This is a genomic window from Paludibacterium paludis (assembly GCF_018802605.1).
Classification (GTDB): domain Bacteria; phylum Pseudomonadota; class Gammaproteobacteria; order Burkholderiales; family Chromobacteriaceae; genus Paludibacterium; species Paludibacterium paludis.
Genome location: NZ_CP069161.1, coordinates 4,037,840 through 4,055,987, shown reverse-complemented (window position 1 = coordinate 4,055,987; position 18,148 = coordinate 4,037,840). Strand labels below are relative to the sequence as shown.

The following is an 18,148-nucleotide window of genomic DNA, read 5'->3' as shown; positions in this document are numbered from 1 at the left end:
GCGCATGCGACCGTCCGTTGCGCTCAACCTGAAGCGAAGCGCTGTGCGCGAAGTGATCAGCCGCTTCCCCACGACCAACCCGCGTGTTTTTGGTTCGGCGCTGCATGGCACCGACCAGGATGGCAGTGATCTTGACCTGCTGGTTGATGCCTTGCCCGGTGCGACTCTGTTCGATCTGGGAGGCCTGCAAGACGAACTGGAATCGCTGCTCGGCCTCCACGTCGATCTATTGACCCCCGGGGATTTGCCAGCCAAGTTCCGGGCCAAGGTGCTTGCGGAGGCGCGGCCGGTATGAATGAAAACCGCTTGGCCGACTACCTGGACCACATCCGGCAAGCCGCGACAGATGCCTGCAGCTTTGTGGAGGGGGTGGACAAAAAGGGGTTTGTCGGGGACAAGCGAACCCAGCAGTCTGTCATCATGAGCCCGATCATCATCGGGGAGGCCGCCACGAAGGTGATGGATGGCTACGCCGAGTTCGCCTTGGCGCATCCTGCTGTACCGTGGCGGGGCATGCGTGGTATGCGCAACCGCATCGCGCACGGTTATTTCGACATCAACGTCGATGTGGTGTGGGACACCGTCCAGACCGCGTTGCCGGAACTGCTCATGCAATTGTCTATCGTGCGTCGGGTTATCGGCGGCCAGGATGGCCGAGCGGTCCCTGATTGACGGCTGTCTTCGAACCGCTTGCTCTGGACCGGCGCGACCGCTCCGACGTTACGACGGCTGGAACCGACCGCTTCGCTGATTGAAGCGGCGCACCCCATTTGCCCCTATTGGAACGCCACGCGCGGCAACGTCAGGGCCACGCTGACGCGGGCGTGATCATAGTCCCTTTTCCAGAGCGAGGTCGAGACACAGGCGGTAATGGTGCTCGACTTTCTCTTCCCGTCCGGTCGCTTCGAATAGCCGCACCAGCTCGGCGTGGGCGCTGAGCGATGGCTGGATCGACACGCTGGCTTCGAGGTAGCTTTGCGCCTTGCCCCACAGCTGTTCCGCGTAGGCCAGGCGTCCCAGGGCCAGCAGCAGCATGTGGTCGCGCGGACGGCCCTTGAGCCAGCCTTCGGCGGCCTTGAGCAACGACAGCCGGGTTTCCGACGCCAGCGACTCGGCGATCTGGAACAGCTCGCGGGCGAGTTCCGGGGTCGCCTGATCATTGTCGGCCAGGGCCTCGGACAGCAGGGTCGCGGCGTAGTCGAAGTCTTCCACCAGAATCAGCCGGGCCACCACGGCGCCGACGAGTTGAGCGTTCCTGCGTTCCGTCTCGGGGATCCGGCGCAGCCAGTCGCGTACCTCGTTCGAATTGACCATGCCAGCCAGTTGCTGGGTGTAGGCGGCGAGCCGGTAGTGGCGCGCCTGCGCCGGTTCCATCGCGTCGGCCTTCAGAAGCTTCTCGGTGAGCGCGAGCACCGCCTCGGGCTGGCGTTGCAGCATGCGCACCTTCAGTTCCAGGCGCAGCGCGCTCGTCAGGTTGGGCGAGAGTTCGCGCGCCTTTTCCAGGGCGAGGAGCGCGCCCGTCAGATCCTGGGTTTCGAATTTCAGTTCGGCATCCAGCATGTGGCGCGCCAGCTGCAGCCGTTCGGGCAGCGCCTCCAACCTGGCGAGGTAGTCGTCGCGCTTGGCCAGATCGCGCGTCGATCCGGCGGAACGGGCGGCGATCAGCAGCGCGAGGGCGCGGTTTTCCGGGGCATACTCGTCATCCATCGCCTTTTGCGCTTCGCGCTCGGCGCGCTGGAAACGTCCCTCGAAAAAGGCGATGCCGGCTTCGCGCAAAGCGTGACGCGAAGCCTTGAGCTTGCGCTGCCGCTGAAAACGCCGGACTTCGCCGGGCAGGCCGGTCGCCAGGGCGATCAGCCGCAACGCGCCATACATCAGCGCCACCAGCGTGATCAGCGCCAGGATCATCAGGTTGAACGACAACTCGAGCCGCCAGGGCGGAACGAAAAGAATCGCGTAACCGGTGTTGAGGGTGGACAACAGGCCGAGCAGCACGGCCAGCGCGAAGAGTCCGGTAATCCACAGAACGAATTTCACCGTCAGCTCCCTTGCAGGCCTTGCGCATCGCGCACCGCTTTCAGACTGTCCGCGAGGTCCGGCAGGGCCAGCGACAATGGCACGTCCTTGGCTTCGCCGAGCGTCGCCAGCCATTGGCGTGTCAGCGGAGCCTGGGTATCGAAGTACTGGTTAACGTAGCGCGCCGCGGCGCCGACATCGGCGTTGAAACTGCTGCCGTCGCGCTGCAGCAGGGCCAGGCGCGCGTCCAGCAGGCGCAGCTTGAGGTTTTCCCTGAGGTTTCGGGTTTGCTCGGGGGAGAGCAGCACGGCGTCGGGTTTGTCCATGCGGCGGATGCGCACAAGTTCGCCAAGGCTCGCCACCATGTCGTCAAGGAGACGCTCCCAGGCCGGCCTGCCCGCAGCCGCGGCATGCTTGCGCGCGCTCTCCTGCGCCGCCTGGCGCTGATCCACGCTCAAAGGCAGCTGGTCGACCTGGCTTGCCAGGGCGTCGAGCTTGACCGACAGGCCCACCGTGTCGACCACCGGCAGACCTTTTAGCTGCGCAAGGTCGCGCGCCACCTTTTTGCGCACTGTGATCAGTTGCGGCCGGTCGGTCTTGGCCAGCCTGGCGTTGAGGCGTTCGAGCGCATTGATGGCCAGGGGCACATTGCCGGCCAGCTGCAACTGCTGGCTGGCGATGGTCAGGGTGTACTCCGCCTCGGACAGCAGCCAGTCCGACCGGTTGCTGGTCAGGTCCTGGTAGAGGCTGTTGAGCGAGCCGATCTGGTTGGTGACATCGCCCTGGCGCGCTTCGAGCGCGGCCAGGCGGGCCTCCAGCAGCCGGGCGGACGCCTTGGTCTCGTCCGACAGGCGCCGGTTCGCTTCTGTGCTGGCGCCGGCCTGCGCGGCGTGGCGCTGCGCTTCGCCGCGTACCGCGTCAAGATCGGCGCGGGTGACATAAAGCTGCCAGAGGGAAGCGCCCAGCGCGGTGAGGGACACCGCCAGGGCCAGAAGCGCCAGCTTGCTGCGGGCGGGTTTAACGGGGTCGACGATTTGGAATTCGCTCATGGGTGACGGGAGAACCATTCTCTGAGGCCGGCGACCAGTGCGTCGTCTCCGGCTCGGGTTGTCACGATCCGTGTCGCCCCGTGGCCCGCCAGGCGTTCGGCGATGCGCGGGTGCGGCACGCAATACAGTAAACATTGTAACTGCGCGGCCCGGCTCGGGCCAGCCAGGCGGAACCAGCGTTCCACCATGTCGCTGGATGTCAGGATAACCGCTTGGGGGTGGTGTCTGTCAAAGTCCTTCCAGTCGGGCGAAGCGTCGACACGCCGGTAGACTTCGGCGAACGACACGTTCGCGCCTCGTTCCGTCAGGGTTTCGGCGAGCGTGGCACGGCCTCCTTCGCCACGCACGATGAGCACGCGCTGCCCGGCCATTTGCGCGAATTCGGGCAGCGCGAGCAACGCTTCGCTGTCACTGCCGTCGGAGGGATGCGTCACGGGGAGGCCCGAGAGGGCGGCGAGTTTGGCGGCGCTGGCGGCGCCGACGCAGGCCAGGCGGGCAGCGACCGGATGGCCGGCAAGCCGTGGCCAGGCCAGATCGATCACGCCGGGGCTCACGAAAACCAGCCAGTCGGCCTTGTCCGCCGCGTCGGGCAACGCATCGAGCGCGACAGGGTCGGCCTCGAGCTCCATTACCGGAAAATGCGTCGCGCGGGCGCCCGCTTCGCGAAGCAGGGCGAGCAGCCGCCCGCATTGACCCGTCGGGCGGGCGACAAGGACGGAGCGGCCGGCGAGGCTCATCACGCGTCCTTGAGCACCGCCTCGATCAGCGGCAGGGCGCCGGCGTCGGCAAGCTTGCTGGCCACGGTACGGCCCAAGGCATCGGCGTAGTCGCGGGGCGCCACCGCATCGGCCGCCAGCATGACCGAGCCGTCCGGATGCGCGACGAAGCCATTGAGCGTCAAGGTTTCCCCGTCGAGGGTCGCGTAGGCGCCAAGAGGAATCTGGCAACTGCCGCCGAGCGCGCGGGACAGGGCGCGTTCGGCGCTGACACAGGCGTGGGTGTCCGGATCGTTGAGCGGCATCAGCAGGGCGGCGAGGTCGGCCCGGTCGGCGCGGATTTCGATGCCGAGCGCGCCCTGTCCCGGGGCGGGGAGGCTTTCCTCCACGGCCAGTTCGTGGCGGATGCGCTCGCCTAGGCCCAAGCGCTTGAGACCCGCGGCGGCGAGGATGATCGCGTCGTATTCGCCGTTGTCGAGCTTGGCGAGCCGTGTCTGGACATTGCCGCGCAGCGGAAGAATCCGCAGGTGGGGGAAACGGTGGCGCAACTGGGCTTCGCGGCGCAGGCTGGAGGTGCCGACCACGGCGCCTTCGGGCAGGTCGGCGAGCGCCGCATGGCGGTTCGACACGAACGCGTCGCGCGGATCTTCGCGCTCGCAGATCGCCGCCAGCGCGAATCCTTCGGGCAGCGTCATCGGCACATCCTTGATCGAATGCACGGCCAGATCCGCGCGGCCTTCCATCAGCGCCGCCTCCAGCTCTTTCACGAACAGGCCCTTGCCGCCGATTTTGGACAGGGTCTTGTCCAGAATGCGGTCGCCCTGGGTGGTCATGCCCAGGATCCGCACCTCCGCGTCCGGGTAGAGGGTTTCCAGCCGGGCTTTGATGTGTTCGGCCTGCCACATGGCAAGGCGACTCTCACGACTGGCGATGACGAACTTCTTCATAAAAAGATCCGCGAAGTAAAAATGAATGCACCGCGATTCTAGCATGACGGCGGAGTGACGCCCGTCCGAAGCGGCGACGAGACTTGACCTTGGGCGGCAAACTGTCACAAAGTCATCGGCAGATGTGCGAATTCAACCAAAAGGCGGTCAGGATGAGCGAAATGGAAAAGGATCTGCCGCTTCGGCGCGCGCTTGCGCTGCTGGAGAGGCTGCTTGGCGAGGTATTGAAGGAACAGGAGGGCGAACGGCTGTTCGACGCGATGCGCGATATCGGACGTCAGGGCATTCCGGACGATATCGGCAACGACGGCATGGCGGCCCTGGTTCGGGCCTGCGGGCTGTACGCGCAGCTGTTCAATATCGCCGAGGATCTGCACCATACCCGCCGCCGCCGCGCGCACCGGCTGGCCGGCTCGGCGCCCCAGCAGGGCAGTCTTGCGCGGGCGGTGTCCCGCCTGCGCCAGGACGGCCTCCCTTTCGAGGCGCTCGCGGGTTTGCTCGCGGAAGCCTCCGTGGTGGCCGTGATGACGGCCCACCCGACCGAAGTGCAGCGCCAGAGCGTGCTGGACGGCCACCGCGCGGTGCGGCGTTTTCTGGTTTTGCTGGACGCGCCGGATCTCTTGCCCGAAGAACTCGCCGAACTCGAGACGAAACTCAAGCGCGTCATTCTCGCCCTGTGGCAGACCTCGGAAATCCGGCATTTCCGGCTGACGGTGCGCGACGAAATCGAAAACGGCGTGGCCTACCACCCGTTGACCTTCTTCCAGGCCATGCCGCGGCTCTATGAGCGGCTCGCTGGCCTGATCGCCGGGCAGTGGGGCAAGGAGTGCGAGATTCCGTCGTTCGTCCGCATCGCCAGCTGGATCGGCGGCGACCGGGACGGCAACCCTTTCGTCGACGCGAAGGTGCTGCGTCAGGCGATGACGCGCCAGGCCACGGTGGCGTTCGACCACTACTTCCACGAGCTGGCCGGCCTGTACCGCGAGTTGTCGCTCTCCTCGCGCCATGTCGCGGTCAGCGCCGAACTGGCCGCCCTGGCCGAACACTCTCCCGATCGGGAGGAAAGCCGCAATGAGGAGCCATACCGCCGCGCGCTCGCGCATATCGAAGCGCGGCTGGAAGGCACGGCGCGGCGTCTTGGCCTGACGGTCAGCGGGCGTTTCGGCGCGGGCGAGGCCTACGCGGACGCCGCCGCGTTCGGCGCCGACCTGTTGGCCGTGTCGCGCTCGCTGTGCCTGCATGGCAGCGCGCTTCTTGCCGACGGCCGGCTCTCGAGGCTGTGCCGCGCGGTGGATCTGTTCGGCTTTCATTTGATGACCCTGGATCTGCGCCAGCATGCGGAGTTTCACCAGAATGTGGTCGACGAACTGTTCGCTCAGGGCGGACTCGGCGACTATTCCGGGCTTGACGAGACCGCGCGTTGCGAGGCGTTGCGCCGCGAACTGGCGACCCCGCGTCCCTTGCTGTCGCCGTGGGGCTCCTACAGCGAGACAACGCGCAAGGAGCTCGCGGTATTCGCCGAGGCGCGCGAGCTGAAGGCCGCCTTCGGCGACGGCGCGATCGGGCAGAGCATCATTTCCAATTGCGCGCATGCGTCCGACCTGCTGGCTCTGGCGCTGATCCTCAAGGAAACCGGGCTTATCCGCTATCGCGACGGCAAACCGCAGGCCAGCGTCAATCTCGTGCCGCTGTTCGAGACCATCGGCGACCTGTCGCGCAGCCGCGAAGTCATGCAAACCCTGTTCGACGATCCCTGGTACCAGAGCCTGCTCGACAGCCGCGGGCGCATGCAGGAAGTCATGCTCGGCTATTCGGACAGCAACAAGGACGGCGGCTACCTGACCAGCCAGTGGGAGCTTTATCAGGCGGAACGCCGGCTGGTGACGCTGTTCGCTTCCGCGAACGTGCGCATGCGCCTGTTCCACGGACGCGGCGGTTCGGTGGGGAGAGGCGGCGGTCCGTCCTACGAGGCGATCATGGCGCAGCCGTGCGGCTCGGTCGCCGGGCGTATCCGCATCACCGAGCAGGGCGAAGTGATCGCTTCCAAGTATTCCGATCCGGATATCGGTCTGCGGAACCTGGAGGCGCTGACCGCGGCGACGCTGGAGGCCAGTCTCGCCAGCTTTGCCGGATGCGAAACCGACGCCGGGGTGTTCGACGAACTGTCGGCCTCGGCGTACCGCGCCTATCGCGCCCTGGTGGAAACGCCCGGGTTCATGCAGTACTTTCTCGAGGCGACACCGATCCACGCCATCGCCAGGCTCAATATCGGCAGCCGTCCGGCTTCGCGCAAGAGTCTGTCGTCGATCCGCGACCTGCGCGCCATCCCCTGGGTGTTCTCCTGGTCGCAATCGCGCGTGATGCTGCCTGGCTGGTTCGGATTCGGCTCGGCCGTGTCGGCGTTTCTCGCGCGCCATGGTGACGAGGGGCTTGGCCGGCTCAGGACGCTGTACCGGGATTCGGGCTTCTTCCAGGTCGCCTTGTCCAACATGGAACAGGTGATGGCCAAGGCCGACCTGTCGATCGCGCGCCACTACGCATCGCTGGTGTCCGACCGGGCGCTGGCGGACACGCTGTTCGGCGCCATTGGCGGCGAATGGCAAAAAACCCTCGACGCCTTGTTCGCCATCACCGGGCAAACCCGGCTGCTGGAGTTCAACCCGACGCTGGCGCGCAGTCTCGCCATACGGCTGCCCTACCTCGATGCGCTCAGCTTCCTGCAAGTCGAATTGCTCAGCCGCTTGAGGGACGACCCGGATGACGAGGAAACGCTCTACGCGATTCATTTGACCATCAACGGCATTTCGGCCGGTTTGCGCAACAGCGGATGACCGGATGGGCGGGCGGCGCGAATCGGTCTCACGCCGTCCGCTCCTTGTGCTTATAATCGGTATTCCATTTTTCTATTCCCTTCGCATGAAGGGGCGTTGCCACGGGACACAGATCATTATGCAAGACACCCATGCCTGGTCCGGCCGGTTTTCCGAACCGGTTTCCGAACTCGTCAAGAAATACACCGCCTCGGTGACGTTCGACAAACGCCTGGCCGAGTTCGATATCGAAGGTTCGCTGGCGCACGCCGCGATGCTCAATCGTGTGGGTGTGCTGTCGGACGAGGACCTGGCGGCCATTCGCCAGGGCATGGCCGGTCTGCTGGAGGATATCCGCCAAGGCCGTTTCGAATGGCGCCTCGATCTGGAGGATGTCCACATGAACATCGAGCGGCGCTTGACCGATCTGATCGGCGATGCGGGCAAGCGCCTGCATACCGGCCGCAGCCGCAACGACCAGGTGGCGACCGACATCCGTCTGTGGCTGCGCGACGCGGTGGACGGCATCGTGCTTCTGGTAACCGACCTGCAGCGCGCCCTGCTCGATCTGGCCGAAGAGCACGCCGCCACGGTGATGCCGGGCTTCACCCACCTGCAGGTGGCTCAACCGGTGACTTTCGGCCACCATCTGCTGGCCTACGTGGAAATGCTCGCCCGCGACAAGGGGCGTCTGACGGATTGCCGCCGGCGCATCAACCATTTGCCGCTCGGGGCCGCCGCGCTCGCCGGCACGACTTTCCCGATCGACCGTCATTACACCGCCGAACTGCTGGGGTTCGACGCGGTGTGCCACAACTCGCTGGACGCCGTCTCCGATCGCGACTTTGCCATCGAGTTCACCGCCGCGGCGAGCCTGGTGATGACCCACCTGTCGCGCCTGTCCGAAGAATTGATCCTGTGGATGAGTCCGCGCGTCGGCTTCATCGATATCGCCGACCGTTTCTGTACCGGCAGCTCGATCATGCCGCAAAAGAAAAACCCCGATGTGCCCGAACTCGTGCGAGGCAAGACCGGCCGCGTGAACGGAAATCTGGTGGCGCTGCTGACGCTGATGAAGTCGCAGCCCCTGGCTTACAACAAGGACAATCAGGAAGACAAGGAACCGTTGTTCGACACGGTCGACACCCTGGTGGATACCTTGCGCATCTACGCGGACATGATGCGCGGCATCACCGTCAAGGCCGACGCGATGCGCGAGGCGGTGCTGCAGGGGTTCGCCACCGCCACCGACCTTGCCGATTACCTGGTGAAAAAAGGACTGCCGTTCCGCGACAGCCACGAGGTCGTGGCGCGCGCCGTGCGCCACGCCGAAGGCCAGGGTTGCGACCTGGCGGACTTGCCGCTCGGGGTGCTGCAGGGGTTTTCCGGGTTGGTTGGGGAGGACGTCTACCGTGTCCTGACCCCGGAGGGCAGCCTTGCCCAGCGCAACCATGTCGGCGGCACCGCCGTCGAGCGGGTGCGCAAGGAAATCACCCGGCACCGCAAGTCGTTGGCCGTGCCGCATCTTTGACGTCCTTTTGGGGCAGATCAATACCTGATGCGCGCGCCGATTTGCTCCTGCATAGAAAAATATGTTAATTAAAAGTAACGAGATTTTCGAAACCGAACGCAAATGAGCCGACCACCCCGCCACGACAGAATCCTGCAGCTTGTCCGAGAAAACGGCTTCATGCCCATCGACGAGCTGGCCCGCATCCTGGATGTGACGCCGCAGACCATCCGCCGCGATATCAACCAGTTGTGCGAGGCCAATCTCCTGCGCCGTTACCACGGTGGCGCTGCCCTGGGCAGCAGTGTCGAGAACGAGGACTACTTCGCGCGCAAGGGCAAGTTCCAGAGCGAGAAGGCGCACATCGCCGACATGATCGCCAGCAGCATTCCCGATCACGCCTCGCTGTTCATGAGCATCGGCACCACCATCGAGGCGGTGGCGCAGGCGCTGACCTCGTCGCACAAGGGCTTGCGCGTCATCACCAATAATATCCATGTGGCGTCGATCATGTCGGCCAATCCGGATTTCACGGTGATGATCACCTCCGGCGTGGTTCGGGCCTCCGACGGCGGGATCACCGGTGTGGCGACCCTCGACTTCATCAACCAGTTCAAGGTCGATTACGCGATCCTCGGCGCGTCGGGCATCGAGCTGGACGGTTCGCTGCTGGATTTCGATTACCGCGAAGTGCGGGTCGCGCAGGCGATGATGGCCAACGCGCGGCACCGTTATCTTGCGGCCGATCACAGCAAGTTCGGGCGCAACGCGCTGGTGCGCATGGGACATATCAGCGAGTTTCACGTGATGTTCACCGACTCTCCCCCGCCGGATACCCTGGCCAAGCTCCTCGAAGAGCACAATGTCCGGCTCTTGATGTCCGAACACTGACCCGTCCGGGTGGTCCCGGCATGCCGTGTTGCCAGCATGGGGCACGGCATGCGTCAGCTCGTCATACCTTTCTCATCTCTTCCATGCGTCCTCCTGAGCGAGGCGAGTCCTGCTATAATTTTCGTTTGATTTCCGGATTTCTGGCTGCGCGGATGAACGTCTTATACGAAGAGAGTGGCAGTTTCAAAGTCGGCAGCATTGTCTCCAAAAGCGATGCGAGCCTGCAGATCGACACCCAGCATGGCAAGCGCACCAAACTCAAGGCGGCCAGTGTCGTGCTGGAGTTCTCCTCCCCGCTCAACGATTTTCTGCCGGCGGCGGAAGCATTGCTGGCCGACATCGATCTGGATTTTCTCTGGGAGTGCTGCGGCCAGGACGAGTTCGGTCACGAGGCGCTGGCGCTCGACTACTTCGGCCACACGCCGACGGCCATTGAAACCGCGGCGATCGTGATGCGGCTCTTTTCCGCGCCGATGTACTTCTACAAGAAGGGCAAGGGACGTTACAAGGCCGCGCCGGAAGAGGCGCTCAAGGCGGCGTTGGCCGGTCTCGAACGCAAAAAGCGCGAGCAGCAGCAGATCGACGAGTGGGTGGCGCAGCTCAAGGAGCGGACCTTGCCCGAGCCGGTGCGCGTTCGCCTGATGGAGATGCTGTTCCGCCCCGACAAGAACTCGCTCGAATACAAGGCCTTCGAGCAGGCCAGCCGGGAAATGTCGCTCTCGCCGTTGCGCCTGGCGATCGAGGCGGGCGGCATTCCCTCGGTGCCCGAGTATCTGATGGCCGGTTTCCAGATGGAGCATTTTCCCAAGGGCATCGGGTTTGGCCAGTACACGCCGCCCGGGGCGGTCGAGGGACTGCCGGTCGCGCCGGTCGCGGCGTTTTCCATCGATGACGCGGCGACCACGGAAATCGACGATGCCTTCTCGCTCGAGGCACTGCCCGACGGTTCGATGCGTGTCGGCATCCATATCGCGGCGCCGACGCTCGGCATCGCCGAAGGATCCGATCTTGAACGCCTGGTTTACAGCCGTTTGTCCACGGTGTATTTCCCCGGCGGCAAGATCACCATGCTGCCGGACGACGTCGTCGAGCGCTTCACGCTCAAAGAGGGCGAACCGTGCCCGGCGCTGAGCCTGTATGTGGTTGTTTCGCCCGATTTCGAACCGCTATCCTTCGAGAACCGCATCGAAGCCGTGCCGATCAGCGCGAACCTGCGCCACGATACGCTCGAGCCGCTGTTCAACGAGGCGACTCTCGCCAACGATCCCGGCATCGATTACCCGTTCAAACGCGAGCTGACCTGGTTGTGGCAGTTCGCCGTCGCGCTGGAGAAGCGGCGCGGCAAGTACGATCCCTCCCGGCCCGTTCAGCAGGATTACAATTTCGATGTGATCGACGGCAAGGTGCGTATCACCACGCGCCGCCGCGGCGCGCCGATGGACAAGCTGGTGTCGGAGCTGATGATCCTCGCCAATTCCGAATGGGGACGCATGCTGGCCGAGGTCGACATTCCCGCCATGTACCGTGCGCAAGGCGCGGGCAAGGTGCGCATGACCACGCGCCCCGAACCGCATGTCGGTCTGGGCGTGGCACAGTACGCCTGGGCCACGTCGCCGCTGCGCCGCGCGTCGGACTTCGTCAACCAGCGTCAACTCATCGCCATGATCCGCGAGGAGGAAGCGCCGTTCGCCCAGTCCGACACCCGGCTGTTCGCCTTGCTGAGGGACTTCGATACCAGTTACGCGGCCTATCTCGGCTTCCAGGACCGTATGGAGCTGTTCTGGTGCCTGCGCTGGTTCAGCCAGGAAGGTGTCACCTCGCCGACCGCCACCTGGATCAAGGAGGATCTGGTACGGCTTGACGGACTGCCGCTCAGGCTGCGCGTGCCTGGACTGCCGGAATTGACCCCGGGCGCGCGTATCCGGCTCGCGATCTTGCGCATCGACGAGCCGATGCTCGAGATCGAATGCCGTTTCGCCGGCCTGGTCGACGAGGTTTCCCCCGCCGACGGGGCGTGAGCGTCAGAGCAGCTCGTCAAGCGTGGTGCTGGCCAGCTTCAGTTCGGGCAGCGCCGCGCCCAGCGCTTCGCCGGGGATACCCAGCGCGTCGATGACCGATTGGGGCAGAATGGCCAACATCTCGTCTTCGCTCATGCCCCGGTTGAAGCCGGACACGAGGAAGGAGGACAGCCCGGTCAGCACCGCGTAGGGCGAGTTGTGCGCGGTTTTCAAGAGATCGTGCTGGTGCAGAATGGCCTGCTGGATGGCGTCGGGGAAATTCCAGCGCCGGGCGAGCTCGGCGCCAACCTGTGTCAGATCCACGCCCAGCACCATGCGCTCCGTGGCGGTGCGATCGGCCCCGCCGGCGACCACCTTGTCGATTTTCAGCGCTTCTTCGGGCAGCGCGACATGCAATACCAGCTCCCCGATGCCGGCCAGCAGTCCGCAGGTATAGCCCAGTTGCGAATCCATTTTCGCCAGTTTGGCGAGGCACTTGGCCGTATTGGCCATCTCGAAGCTGCGCTGCCAGAACCCCTTCATGTCGAAACCGGGAATCGACGCGCTCGCGCCGGTCACGCCGGAGGCGATGACCAGCACGCGCAAATTGTCGAACCCGAGCAGCAGTACCGCATCGTCGAGCGAGCCGACCGTGCGGTTTCCCCCGAAACGGGCCGTATTGGCCAGTCGCAGCACACGGGCTGTCAGTACCTGGTCGTGTCCGACCATGTCGGCGACCTCGTCGATGTTCACCCCCGGCCGGTGAAAGCTGGCCACCAGTTCCTGGACGACCTTGGGCACCATCGGCAGACGGCCGGTCGCTTTCTCGAAAATCTCCGCCACTTGCATCGCTTTTCTCCTTGTCGGGACACGTAGCCGCTCTTTGAGCTTAGGCAAGGGCGGAGCAAAAGCAATGGCCCCGTTCAGACGAGACGCGAAGCCTCCCTGGCCAGCTCCGTGATGCGATCCCAGTCGCGCGCGGCGATGGCGTCCTCCGGGGTCAGCCAGCTGCCGCCCACCGCGAGCACGTTGGGCAGCGCCAGGTATTCGCGCGCCTTGGCAAGATCGATCCCGCCGGTGGGGCAGAAACGCAGGTCGGCGAACGGCCCGGCGAGGGAGCGCAGCAGTTTTTGTCCGCCCACCGCCTCGGCGGGGAACAGTTTTTGCACAAGAAAACCTTCATCCTGCGCGTGCATGGCCTCGGACGGCGTGGCGACACCGGGAATGAAGGTCAGCGACGCGGAACGGGCCGCGGCGGCGAGTTCCGGGGTGAGGCCGGGGCTGACGCCGAAACGGGCGCCCGCGTCGACCACCGCTTCCACCTGCGCGCGGTTGCGCAAGGTGCCGGCGCCGACGATCGCGTCCGGTACTTCGTCGCGCATGCGCCGCATGGCGGCCAGCGCCGCCTTGGTGCGCAGCGTCACTTCCAGCACGCGGATTCCGCCGGCCACCAGCGCGTGGGCCAGATCGACGGCGACCGCCGCGTCGTTGACCACGATCACCGGTACGACCGGCCCCTGGCGCAACAGAGTCAATGCATCCATGTTCACGTTCTCCATTCGGGATGACGGAAGCTGGCCGCGCCTTCTTCCGCCGGATCGGCCGCGTCGCGGAACACCGCGAAAAGCTCGCGCCCGCAGCCTGTCTGATTATGCGCAAGATCGGCCGTCACCGCTTCGCGGGATTGCCATTCCGCCTCGTCGAGCCGGATGTCGAGAGTGCCCCGATTCGCGTCAAGCCGGATCGGATCGCCGTCGCGCACGCGCGCGATCGGACCGCCCATCGCCGCTTCGGGAGTCACGTGAATGGCGGCCGGAATCTTGCCCGACGCGCCGGACATCCGTCCGTCCGTGACCAGCGCCACCTGGTGGCCCCGTTCCTGCAGGATACCGAGAATGGGGGTGAGTTTGTGCAGCTCGGGCATGCCGTTGGCGCGGGGACCCTGGAAGCGGATCACGGCGACGAGATCGCCGTCCAGCGTGCCGGCCTTGAAGGCGTCGATCATCTCCTGCTGGTCGTGGAAGACCCTGGCCGGCGCCTCGACCACGCGGTGTTCGGGTTTGACGGCCGAGACCTTGATCACGGAACGGCCGAGCGGCCCCGCGAGCACCTTCAGGCCGCCATCGGGCGAGAACGGTGCGGAGGCGGGGCGCAATACCGTGTCATCGCCGCTTCGCTCGGGCGAGTCGCGCCAGGCGAGGCGGCCGTTGTCGAGCCACGGCTCGCGCGCATAGCGCGACAGCCCGTGCCCCGCCACCGTGTCCACGTCCTCGTGCAGCAGGCCGGCGCCGATCAGCTCCCGGATCACGAAGCCGATGCCGCCGGCGGCGTGGAAATGGTTCACATCGGCCTTGCCGTTCGGGTAGACGCGCGCCAGCAAGGGCACCACGGCCGACAGCGCGTCGAAATCGTCCCAATTGATGTCGATGCCCGCCGCTCGGGCGATGGCGACAAGGTGCATGGTGTGGTTGGTCGAACCGCCGGTGGCCAGCAAGCCGACAATGGCGTTGACGACTGTTTTTTCGGTGACGAGACGGCCCACCGGCATGAACGCGCCGCCCTGCCGGCAAAGCCCGGCGGCGACGCGCGCCGCCTCGCGGGTCAGCGCTTCGCGCAACTCGGTTTGCGGTGTCACGAAGGCCGACCCCGGCAAGTGCAGGCCCATGATCTCCATCAGCATCTGGTTGGAGTTCGCCGTGCCGTAGAAGGTGCAGGTGCCCGGGCCGTGGTAGGACTTCGATTCCGACTCGAGCAGCGCGTCGCGTCCGACCTTGCCTTCCGCGTAAAGCTGGCGGATGCGCGCCTTGTCGTCGTTGGCCATGCCGGTGGTCATGGGACCGGCCGGCACGAACACGGCGGGCAGGTGGCCGAAGGACAGCGCGCCGATCAGGAGTCCGGGCACGATCTTGTCGCACACGCCAAGGTAGAGCGCGGCGTCGAACATCTGGTGGGACAGCGCCACCGCGGTGCTCATCGCGATCACGTCGCGCGAGAACAGGCTCAGTTCCATGCCCTCCTGCCCCTGGGTCACGCCGTCGCACATGGCCGGCACGCCGCCGGCGAACTGGGCGGTGGCGCCGGCTTCCAGCGCGGATTCCTTGAGCCAGGCCGGATAAGCGGCGAGCGGCTGGTGTGCCGACAGCATGTCGTTATAGGCGGAGACGATGGCGAGGTTCGGCCGCGACTCTTCCTTGAGGTGGATTTTCACGGTATCGGGCATGGCCGCGAACGCGTGGGCAAGATTGGTACAGGAGAGCTGGCCGCGCTCGACCTTGCCGCGGCCGGCCGCCGCGTCGATGCGTTGGAGGTAGGCGCCGCGGGTGGCGCGGCTGCGCCCGGCGATACGCGTGGTGACTTCGGCGAGAACAGGGTGCAAGGCCATGGGGTCCCTCTCGGAGCGAACAGGTGTGTTGAGAGTAATTTTACTACACAAATGCCAAGATGGTTTGATTTGACACGGGGAGGCTGTGAAAATATCCGGTAATATAACTACAATAGCGACACTTGAACGATTCAGGCAAGGAGCAGCCATGCAACGATTCGTGTTTGACAACGCGGCCCTTCAGGCCGGCGCCCTGGCCGAACGGGTGGGCCAGGATCTGGCGCGCCAGCTGGACGCGCGCGGCGAAGCGGTGCTGGCGGTGTCGGGCGGACGCTCCCCCTTGCCGTTTTTCGAACGTCTCTCGCAAGCCGACCTCGACTGGTCTCGGGTGACGGTCACGCTGGTGGATGAGCGCGTCGTTGCGCAAGACCATCCGGACAGCAACGCCCGGCTGGTGCGCGAGGCCTTGCTGGTCAACCGCGCCGCGGCCGCCCGCTTTCACCCCATGGTGCGCGATGGCGAGAGCGCCGAAGAGGCGGCAAGCGCGCGTCTGGCGGAATTCCGCCAACCGCAGCTTGTGGTGCTGGGCATGGGCGAGGACGGCCATACCGCGTCGCTGTTTCCCGATGCGCCGGAACTGACCCTCGGTCTGTCGCCGGATGCCCCCGCCGTGATCGCGGTGACGCCCGGCTCGGCGCCCCACCGCCGGGTCAGCCTGACTTTGCCGGCGCTTTGCGCCGCCTCGCGGCTGTATCTCTCGATCCAGGGCGAAGCCAAACGCGCCGTGCTCGACAAAGCGCTGGCTGGAGCGGATCCCGCCTTGCCGGTCAGCGTGTTGCTGGCGCGGCCCGGCTTGCCGCTCGACAGTTACGAGGCGTGACCCAAGAACAATGCCCCCGTTTCCGAAGAAGACGGGGGCATTCAGCGGGGCGCCGGTCAAGCCGGCCGCCGGGCTTAGAAGTTGTACTTGATGGTGTAGATCATGGCGTTTTCGTTACCGGCCACACCCAGCTTGTGCAGGGCGTAGCGGTACTGGATGCCGGTGGTCACGGACTTGACCGGGGTCCACCACAGCGAGATCGCGCCGTTCTGGCCGCTCTTGCGCTCATGCACGTTGCCGTCGGTCGACAGCTGGGAGAAGCGCGAGTTGCGGTCGAATTCGGTTTCGTGCCACTGGGTGATGGAGAACGGCTGGCCGAAAGCGGTGAAGTCGTAACCGGCGACGTAACCGGCCATGTAGCCGTTGTGACGCGCGGTGTTCCAGTAGTTCAGCTCTTGGTGAACGCCGATGAACGGTTTGATCCACAGCTTGCCGAAGGACAGGCTGGTGCCCAGACCCAGGACGCGGTTCTGGTCGTAGAAGTTGTGGCCGCGGGTGTCGTAGACGTGCGCGTACAGTTGAACCGGGACGTTGGCCACGGTGGTCAGGTTGTAGCGGCCGACCACTTTGGTGGTCCAGCGGCGATCCTTGCCGGGTTTGGTGTTCTGGTTGCTCTGGCCCGGGTTCTCGATATCGAAGAAGCCGTACAGATCGCCCCAGTTGCCGCCCATGCCGCCTTCGGCCTCCAGGTAACCGAAGTCCTGCTTGCCGCCGTTGGAGATGCGGGTGGTATTGTTGGACCAGTCGAGGTAGTTGGCGGACACGTTGGCGAAGGAGTAGCCGTCGGCCTGGGCCGCGGCGACCGTACCGGCGAGGGTAACGGCCAGGAGGAGTTTGCTAGTGTTCATGGAAAGACCTGCGTTCTGTTGTGTTGGTTTTATGCGGGCCTTGGCTAGGCCCGCGCGCAGGATAAGCACATGTATTGAACTTGTAAAGTTTTGGTAAAACGTTCGTATCATTTTCGCCATATTTTTGGCATAAAACGAAGTTTCTTTACCTGGAACAAAAACTTTTCCAAATCAACGATATCGTGCGTCCGCCACGAACGGGTTGTCGCGTCTCTCGTCGCCGATCGTCGTCAGCGGTCCGTGCCCCGGCAGCACCACGGTTTCATCGGGCAACGCGAAGAGCTTGCCGCGAATCGCATTGATCAATGCCTGGTGATCCCCCATCGGAAAATCCGTCCTGCCGATCGATCCCTGGAACAGCACATCCCCCACGACAAGGAGACCGGCGCTTTCGCTGTGAAACACCACATGCCCCGGCGTATGGCCCGGGCAGTGCAGGACCTTGAGCGTTTCCTCGCCGACCGTGACGGTGTCGCCTTCGGCGAGCCAGCGATCCGGCGTCAACGGCGCGCTGGACGGGAAGCCGAACATCCGTCCCTGGTCGGGGAGTTTGTCGAGCCAGAAGCGCTCGCTTTGCTCCGGCCCCTCGATTTTCACGCCGAATTGCCCGGCCAGCTCCGCCGCGCCGCCCGCATGGTCGATATGTCCGTGCGTGAGCAGCAGTTTTTCCAGGGTCAGACCGCGCTCGCTGATCGCGTGCGCCAGCCGGTCGATATCGCCGCCCGCGTCGACCACGGCGGCCTTGCGTGTCGCGTCGCACCACAGCAAGGTGGCGTTCTGGGCGAACGGTGTGACGGGAATGATGTGGTAGTGAAGTGCCATGACGATGCGATTCCGGAGGTTCGGTCTGGGTGTCGATTCTGTCACGCCTCGCCGGCGTCTGCCAAGACGCCGTGCGCGGTATCCGCATGCGCTTCGCAAAAGGCCAGCTTCGCCGCGCGCGGCATGGCTTTCACGGCGCACTCGGCGGACAGCGCCTCGGAGCGGGTGTCGAAAGCGACCACGGCGCGCAGCGCGCGCGGCGGACGGCCGCGGGTATAGCGCGCTCCCCGGCCGCTGGCGTGAGCCCGGTAGCGGTTCGCCACATCGGTGGTGACGCCCGTGTAGAGGCTGCCATCACTGCATTCGAGGATGTAAAGAAACCAGGACATGAGAGAAAAGG

17 protein-coding genes are annotated in these 18,148 nt (G+C 65.1%); 7 read left to right on the top strand and 10 right to left on the bottom strand.

The window, feature by feature from the left end; translation table 11 throughout:
* Positions 1-4: 4 nt before the first annotated feature.
* Both JNO50_RS18790 and JNO50_RS18785 read left to right on the top strand, forming a co-directional pair.
* Complete coding sequence (locus JNO50_RS18790; RefSeq protein WP_189531803.1) at positions 5-295, top strand: nucleotidyltransferase family protein; 291 nt, start codon at positions 5-7, stop codon at positions 293-295.
* Positions 292-672, top strand: a complete 381-nt coding sequence (locus JNO50_RS18785; protein ID WP_189531805.1) for a HepT-like ribonuclease domain-containing protein — start codon at positions 292-294, stop codon at positions 670-672. Before JNO50_RS18790 ends, JNO50_RS18785 begins: the two co-directional genes overlap by 4 nt.
* A 156-nt stretch (positions 673-828) precedes the next feature.
* On the opposite strand, the gene JNO50_RS18780 is transcribed toward JNO50_RS18785, so the two are convergent.
* Genes JNO50_RS18780 through hemC form a run of 4 tightly spaced genes read right to left on the bottom strand, consistent with a single transcriptional unit; the run spans position 829 to position 4,728 of the window.
* Positions 829-2,037 (bottom strand): heme biosynthesis HemY N-terminal domain-containing protein, encoded by a 1,209-nt coding sequence (locus JNO50_RS18780; RefSeq protein WP_189531807.1) that lies wholly within the window; start codon positions 2,035-2,037, stop codon positions 829-831.
* A gap of 2 nt (positions 2,038-2,039) precedes the next feature.
* Entirely contained in the window at positions 2,040-3,065 is a 1,026-nt protein-coding gene (locus JNO50_RS18775; RefSeq protein WP_189531809.1) for a uroporphyrinogen-III C-methyltransferase, read from the bottom strand.
* On the bottom strand, positions 3,062-3,802 hold the full coding sequence (locus JNO50_RS18770; protein ID WP_189531811.1) for a uroporphyrinogen-III synthase: 741 nt from the start codon (positions 3,800-3,802) through the stop codon (positions 3,062-3,064). The genes JNO50_RS18775 and JNO50_RS18770 overlap by 4 nt, the downstream gene beginning before the upstream one ends.
* The gene (gene hemC, locus JNO50_RS18765) at positions 3,802-4,728 is read right to left on the bottom strand and encodes a hydroxymethylbilane synthase (RefSeq protein WP_189531812.1); all 927 of its coding nucleotides are present in this window, start codon (positions 4,726-4,728) and stop codon (positions 3,802-3,804) included. The genes JNO50_RS18770 and hemC overlap by 1 nt, the downstream gene beginning before the upstream one ends.
* A gap of 152 nt (positions 4,729-4,880) precedes the next feature.
* Here hemC and ppc point away from each other — a divergent pair, with 152 nt between their 5' ends.
* From ppc to JNO50_RS18745, 4 genes are all read left to right on the top strand, one after another.
* On the top strand, positions 4,881-7,559 hold the full coding sequence (gene ppc, locus JNO50_RS18760; RefSeq protein WP_189531815.1) for a phosphoenolpyruvate carboxylase: 2,679 nt from the start codon (positions 4,881-4,883) through the stop codon (positions 7,557-7,559).
* Between the two features lie 118 nt (positions 7,560-7,677).
* Positions 7,678-9,069, top strand: coding sequence for an argininosuccinate lyase (gene argH / locus JNO50_RS18755; protein ID WP_189531816.1), 1,392 nt, complete (start codon positions 7,678-7,680; stop codon positions 9,067-9,069).
* Between the two features lie 102 nt (positions 9,070-9,171).
* Positions 9,172-9,939, top strand: a complete 768-nt coding sequence (locus tag JNO50_RS18750; protein WP_189531819.1) for a DeoR/GlpR family DNA-binding transcription regulator — start codon at positions 9,172-9,174, stop codon at positions 9,937-9,939.
* Between the two features lie 152 nt (positions 9,940-10,091).
* On the top strand, positions 10,092-11,957 hold the full coding sequence (locus JNO50_RS18745; protein WP_189531820.1) for a ribonuclease catalytic domain-containing protein: 1,866 nt from the start codon (positions 10,092-10,094) through the stop codon (positions 11,955-11,957).
* A gap of 3 nt (positions 11,958-11,960) precedes the next feature.
* Here the strand turns inward: JNO50_RS18745 and JNO50_RS18740 are convergent, their stop codons facing one another.
* From JNO50_RS18740 to edd, 3 genes are all read right to left on the bottom strand, one after another.
* Positions 11,961-12,785 (bottom strand): HDOD domain-containing protein, encoded by an 825-nt coding sequence (locus JNO50_RS18740; RefSeq protein ID WP_189531823.1) that lies wholly within the window; start codon positions 12,783-12,785, stop codon positions 11,961-11,963.
* Positions 12,786-12,859: 74 nt separating this feature from the next.
* Positions 12,860-13,480: a bifunctional 4-hydroxy-2-oxoglutarate aldolase/2-dehydro-3-deoxy-phosphogluconate aldolase gene (gene eda, locus JNO50_RS18735; RefSeq protein WP_215796428.1), complete on the bottom strand. Its 621-nt coding sequence runs from the start codon at positions 13,478-13,480 to the stop codon at positions 12,860-12,862.
* Between the two features lie 2 nt (positions 13,481-13,482).
* Positions 13,483-15,318 carry a phosphogluconate dehydratase gene (edd, locus tag JNO50_RS18730; protein WP_189531827.1) on the bottom strand — a complete coding sequence of 612 codons (1,836 nt, stop codon included), beginning with the start codon at positions 15,316-15,318 and terminating at the stop codon, positions 13,483-13,485.
* Positions 15,319-15,466: 148 nt separating this feature from the next.
* On the opposite strand from edd, the gene pgl reads away from it, so the two are divergent.
* On the top strand, positions 15,467-16,138 hold the full coding sequence (pgl, locus tag JNO50_RS18725) for a 6-phosphogluconolactonase (RefSeq protein ID WP_189531828.1): 672 nt from the start codon (positions 15,467-15,469) through the stop codon (positions 16,136-16,138).
* A gap of 74 nt (positions 16,139-16,212) precedes the next feature.
* Here the strand turns inward: pgl and JNO50_RS18720 are convergent, their stop codons facing one another.
* The 3 genes from JNO50_RS18720 to JNO50_RS18710 form a co-directional block, all read right to left on the bottom strand.
* The gene (locus tag JNO50_RS18720; protein WP_189531830.1) at positions 16,213-16,986 is read right to left on the bottom strand and encodes an outer membrane protein OmpK; all 774 of its coding nucleotides are present in this window, start codon (positions 16,984-16,986) and stop codon (positions 16,213-16,215) included.
* Positions 16,987-17,157: 171 nt separating this feature from the next.
* Positions 17,158-17,808: an MBL fold metallo-hydrolase gene (locus JNO50_RS18715; protein WP_189531832.1), complete on the bottom strand. Its 651-nt coding sequence runs from the start codon at positions 17,806-17,808 to the stop codon at positions 17,158-17,160.
* Between the two features lie 41 nt (positions 17,809-17,849).
* Complete coding sequence (locus JNO50_RS18710) at positions 17,850-18,137, bottom strand: GIY-YIG nuclease family protein (protein ID WP_189531834.1); 288 nt, start codon at positions 18,135-18,137, stop codon at positions 17,850-17,852.
* Positions 18,138-18,148: the final 11 nt, after the last annotated feature.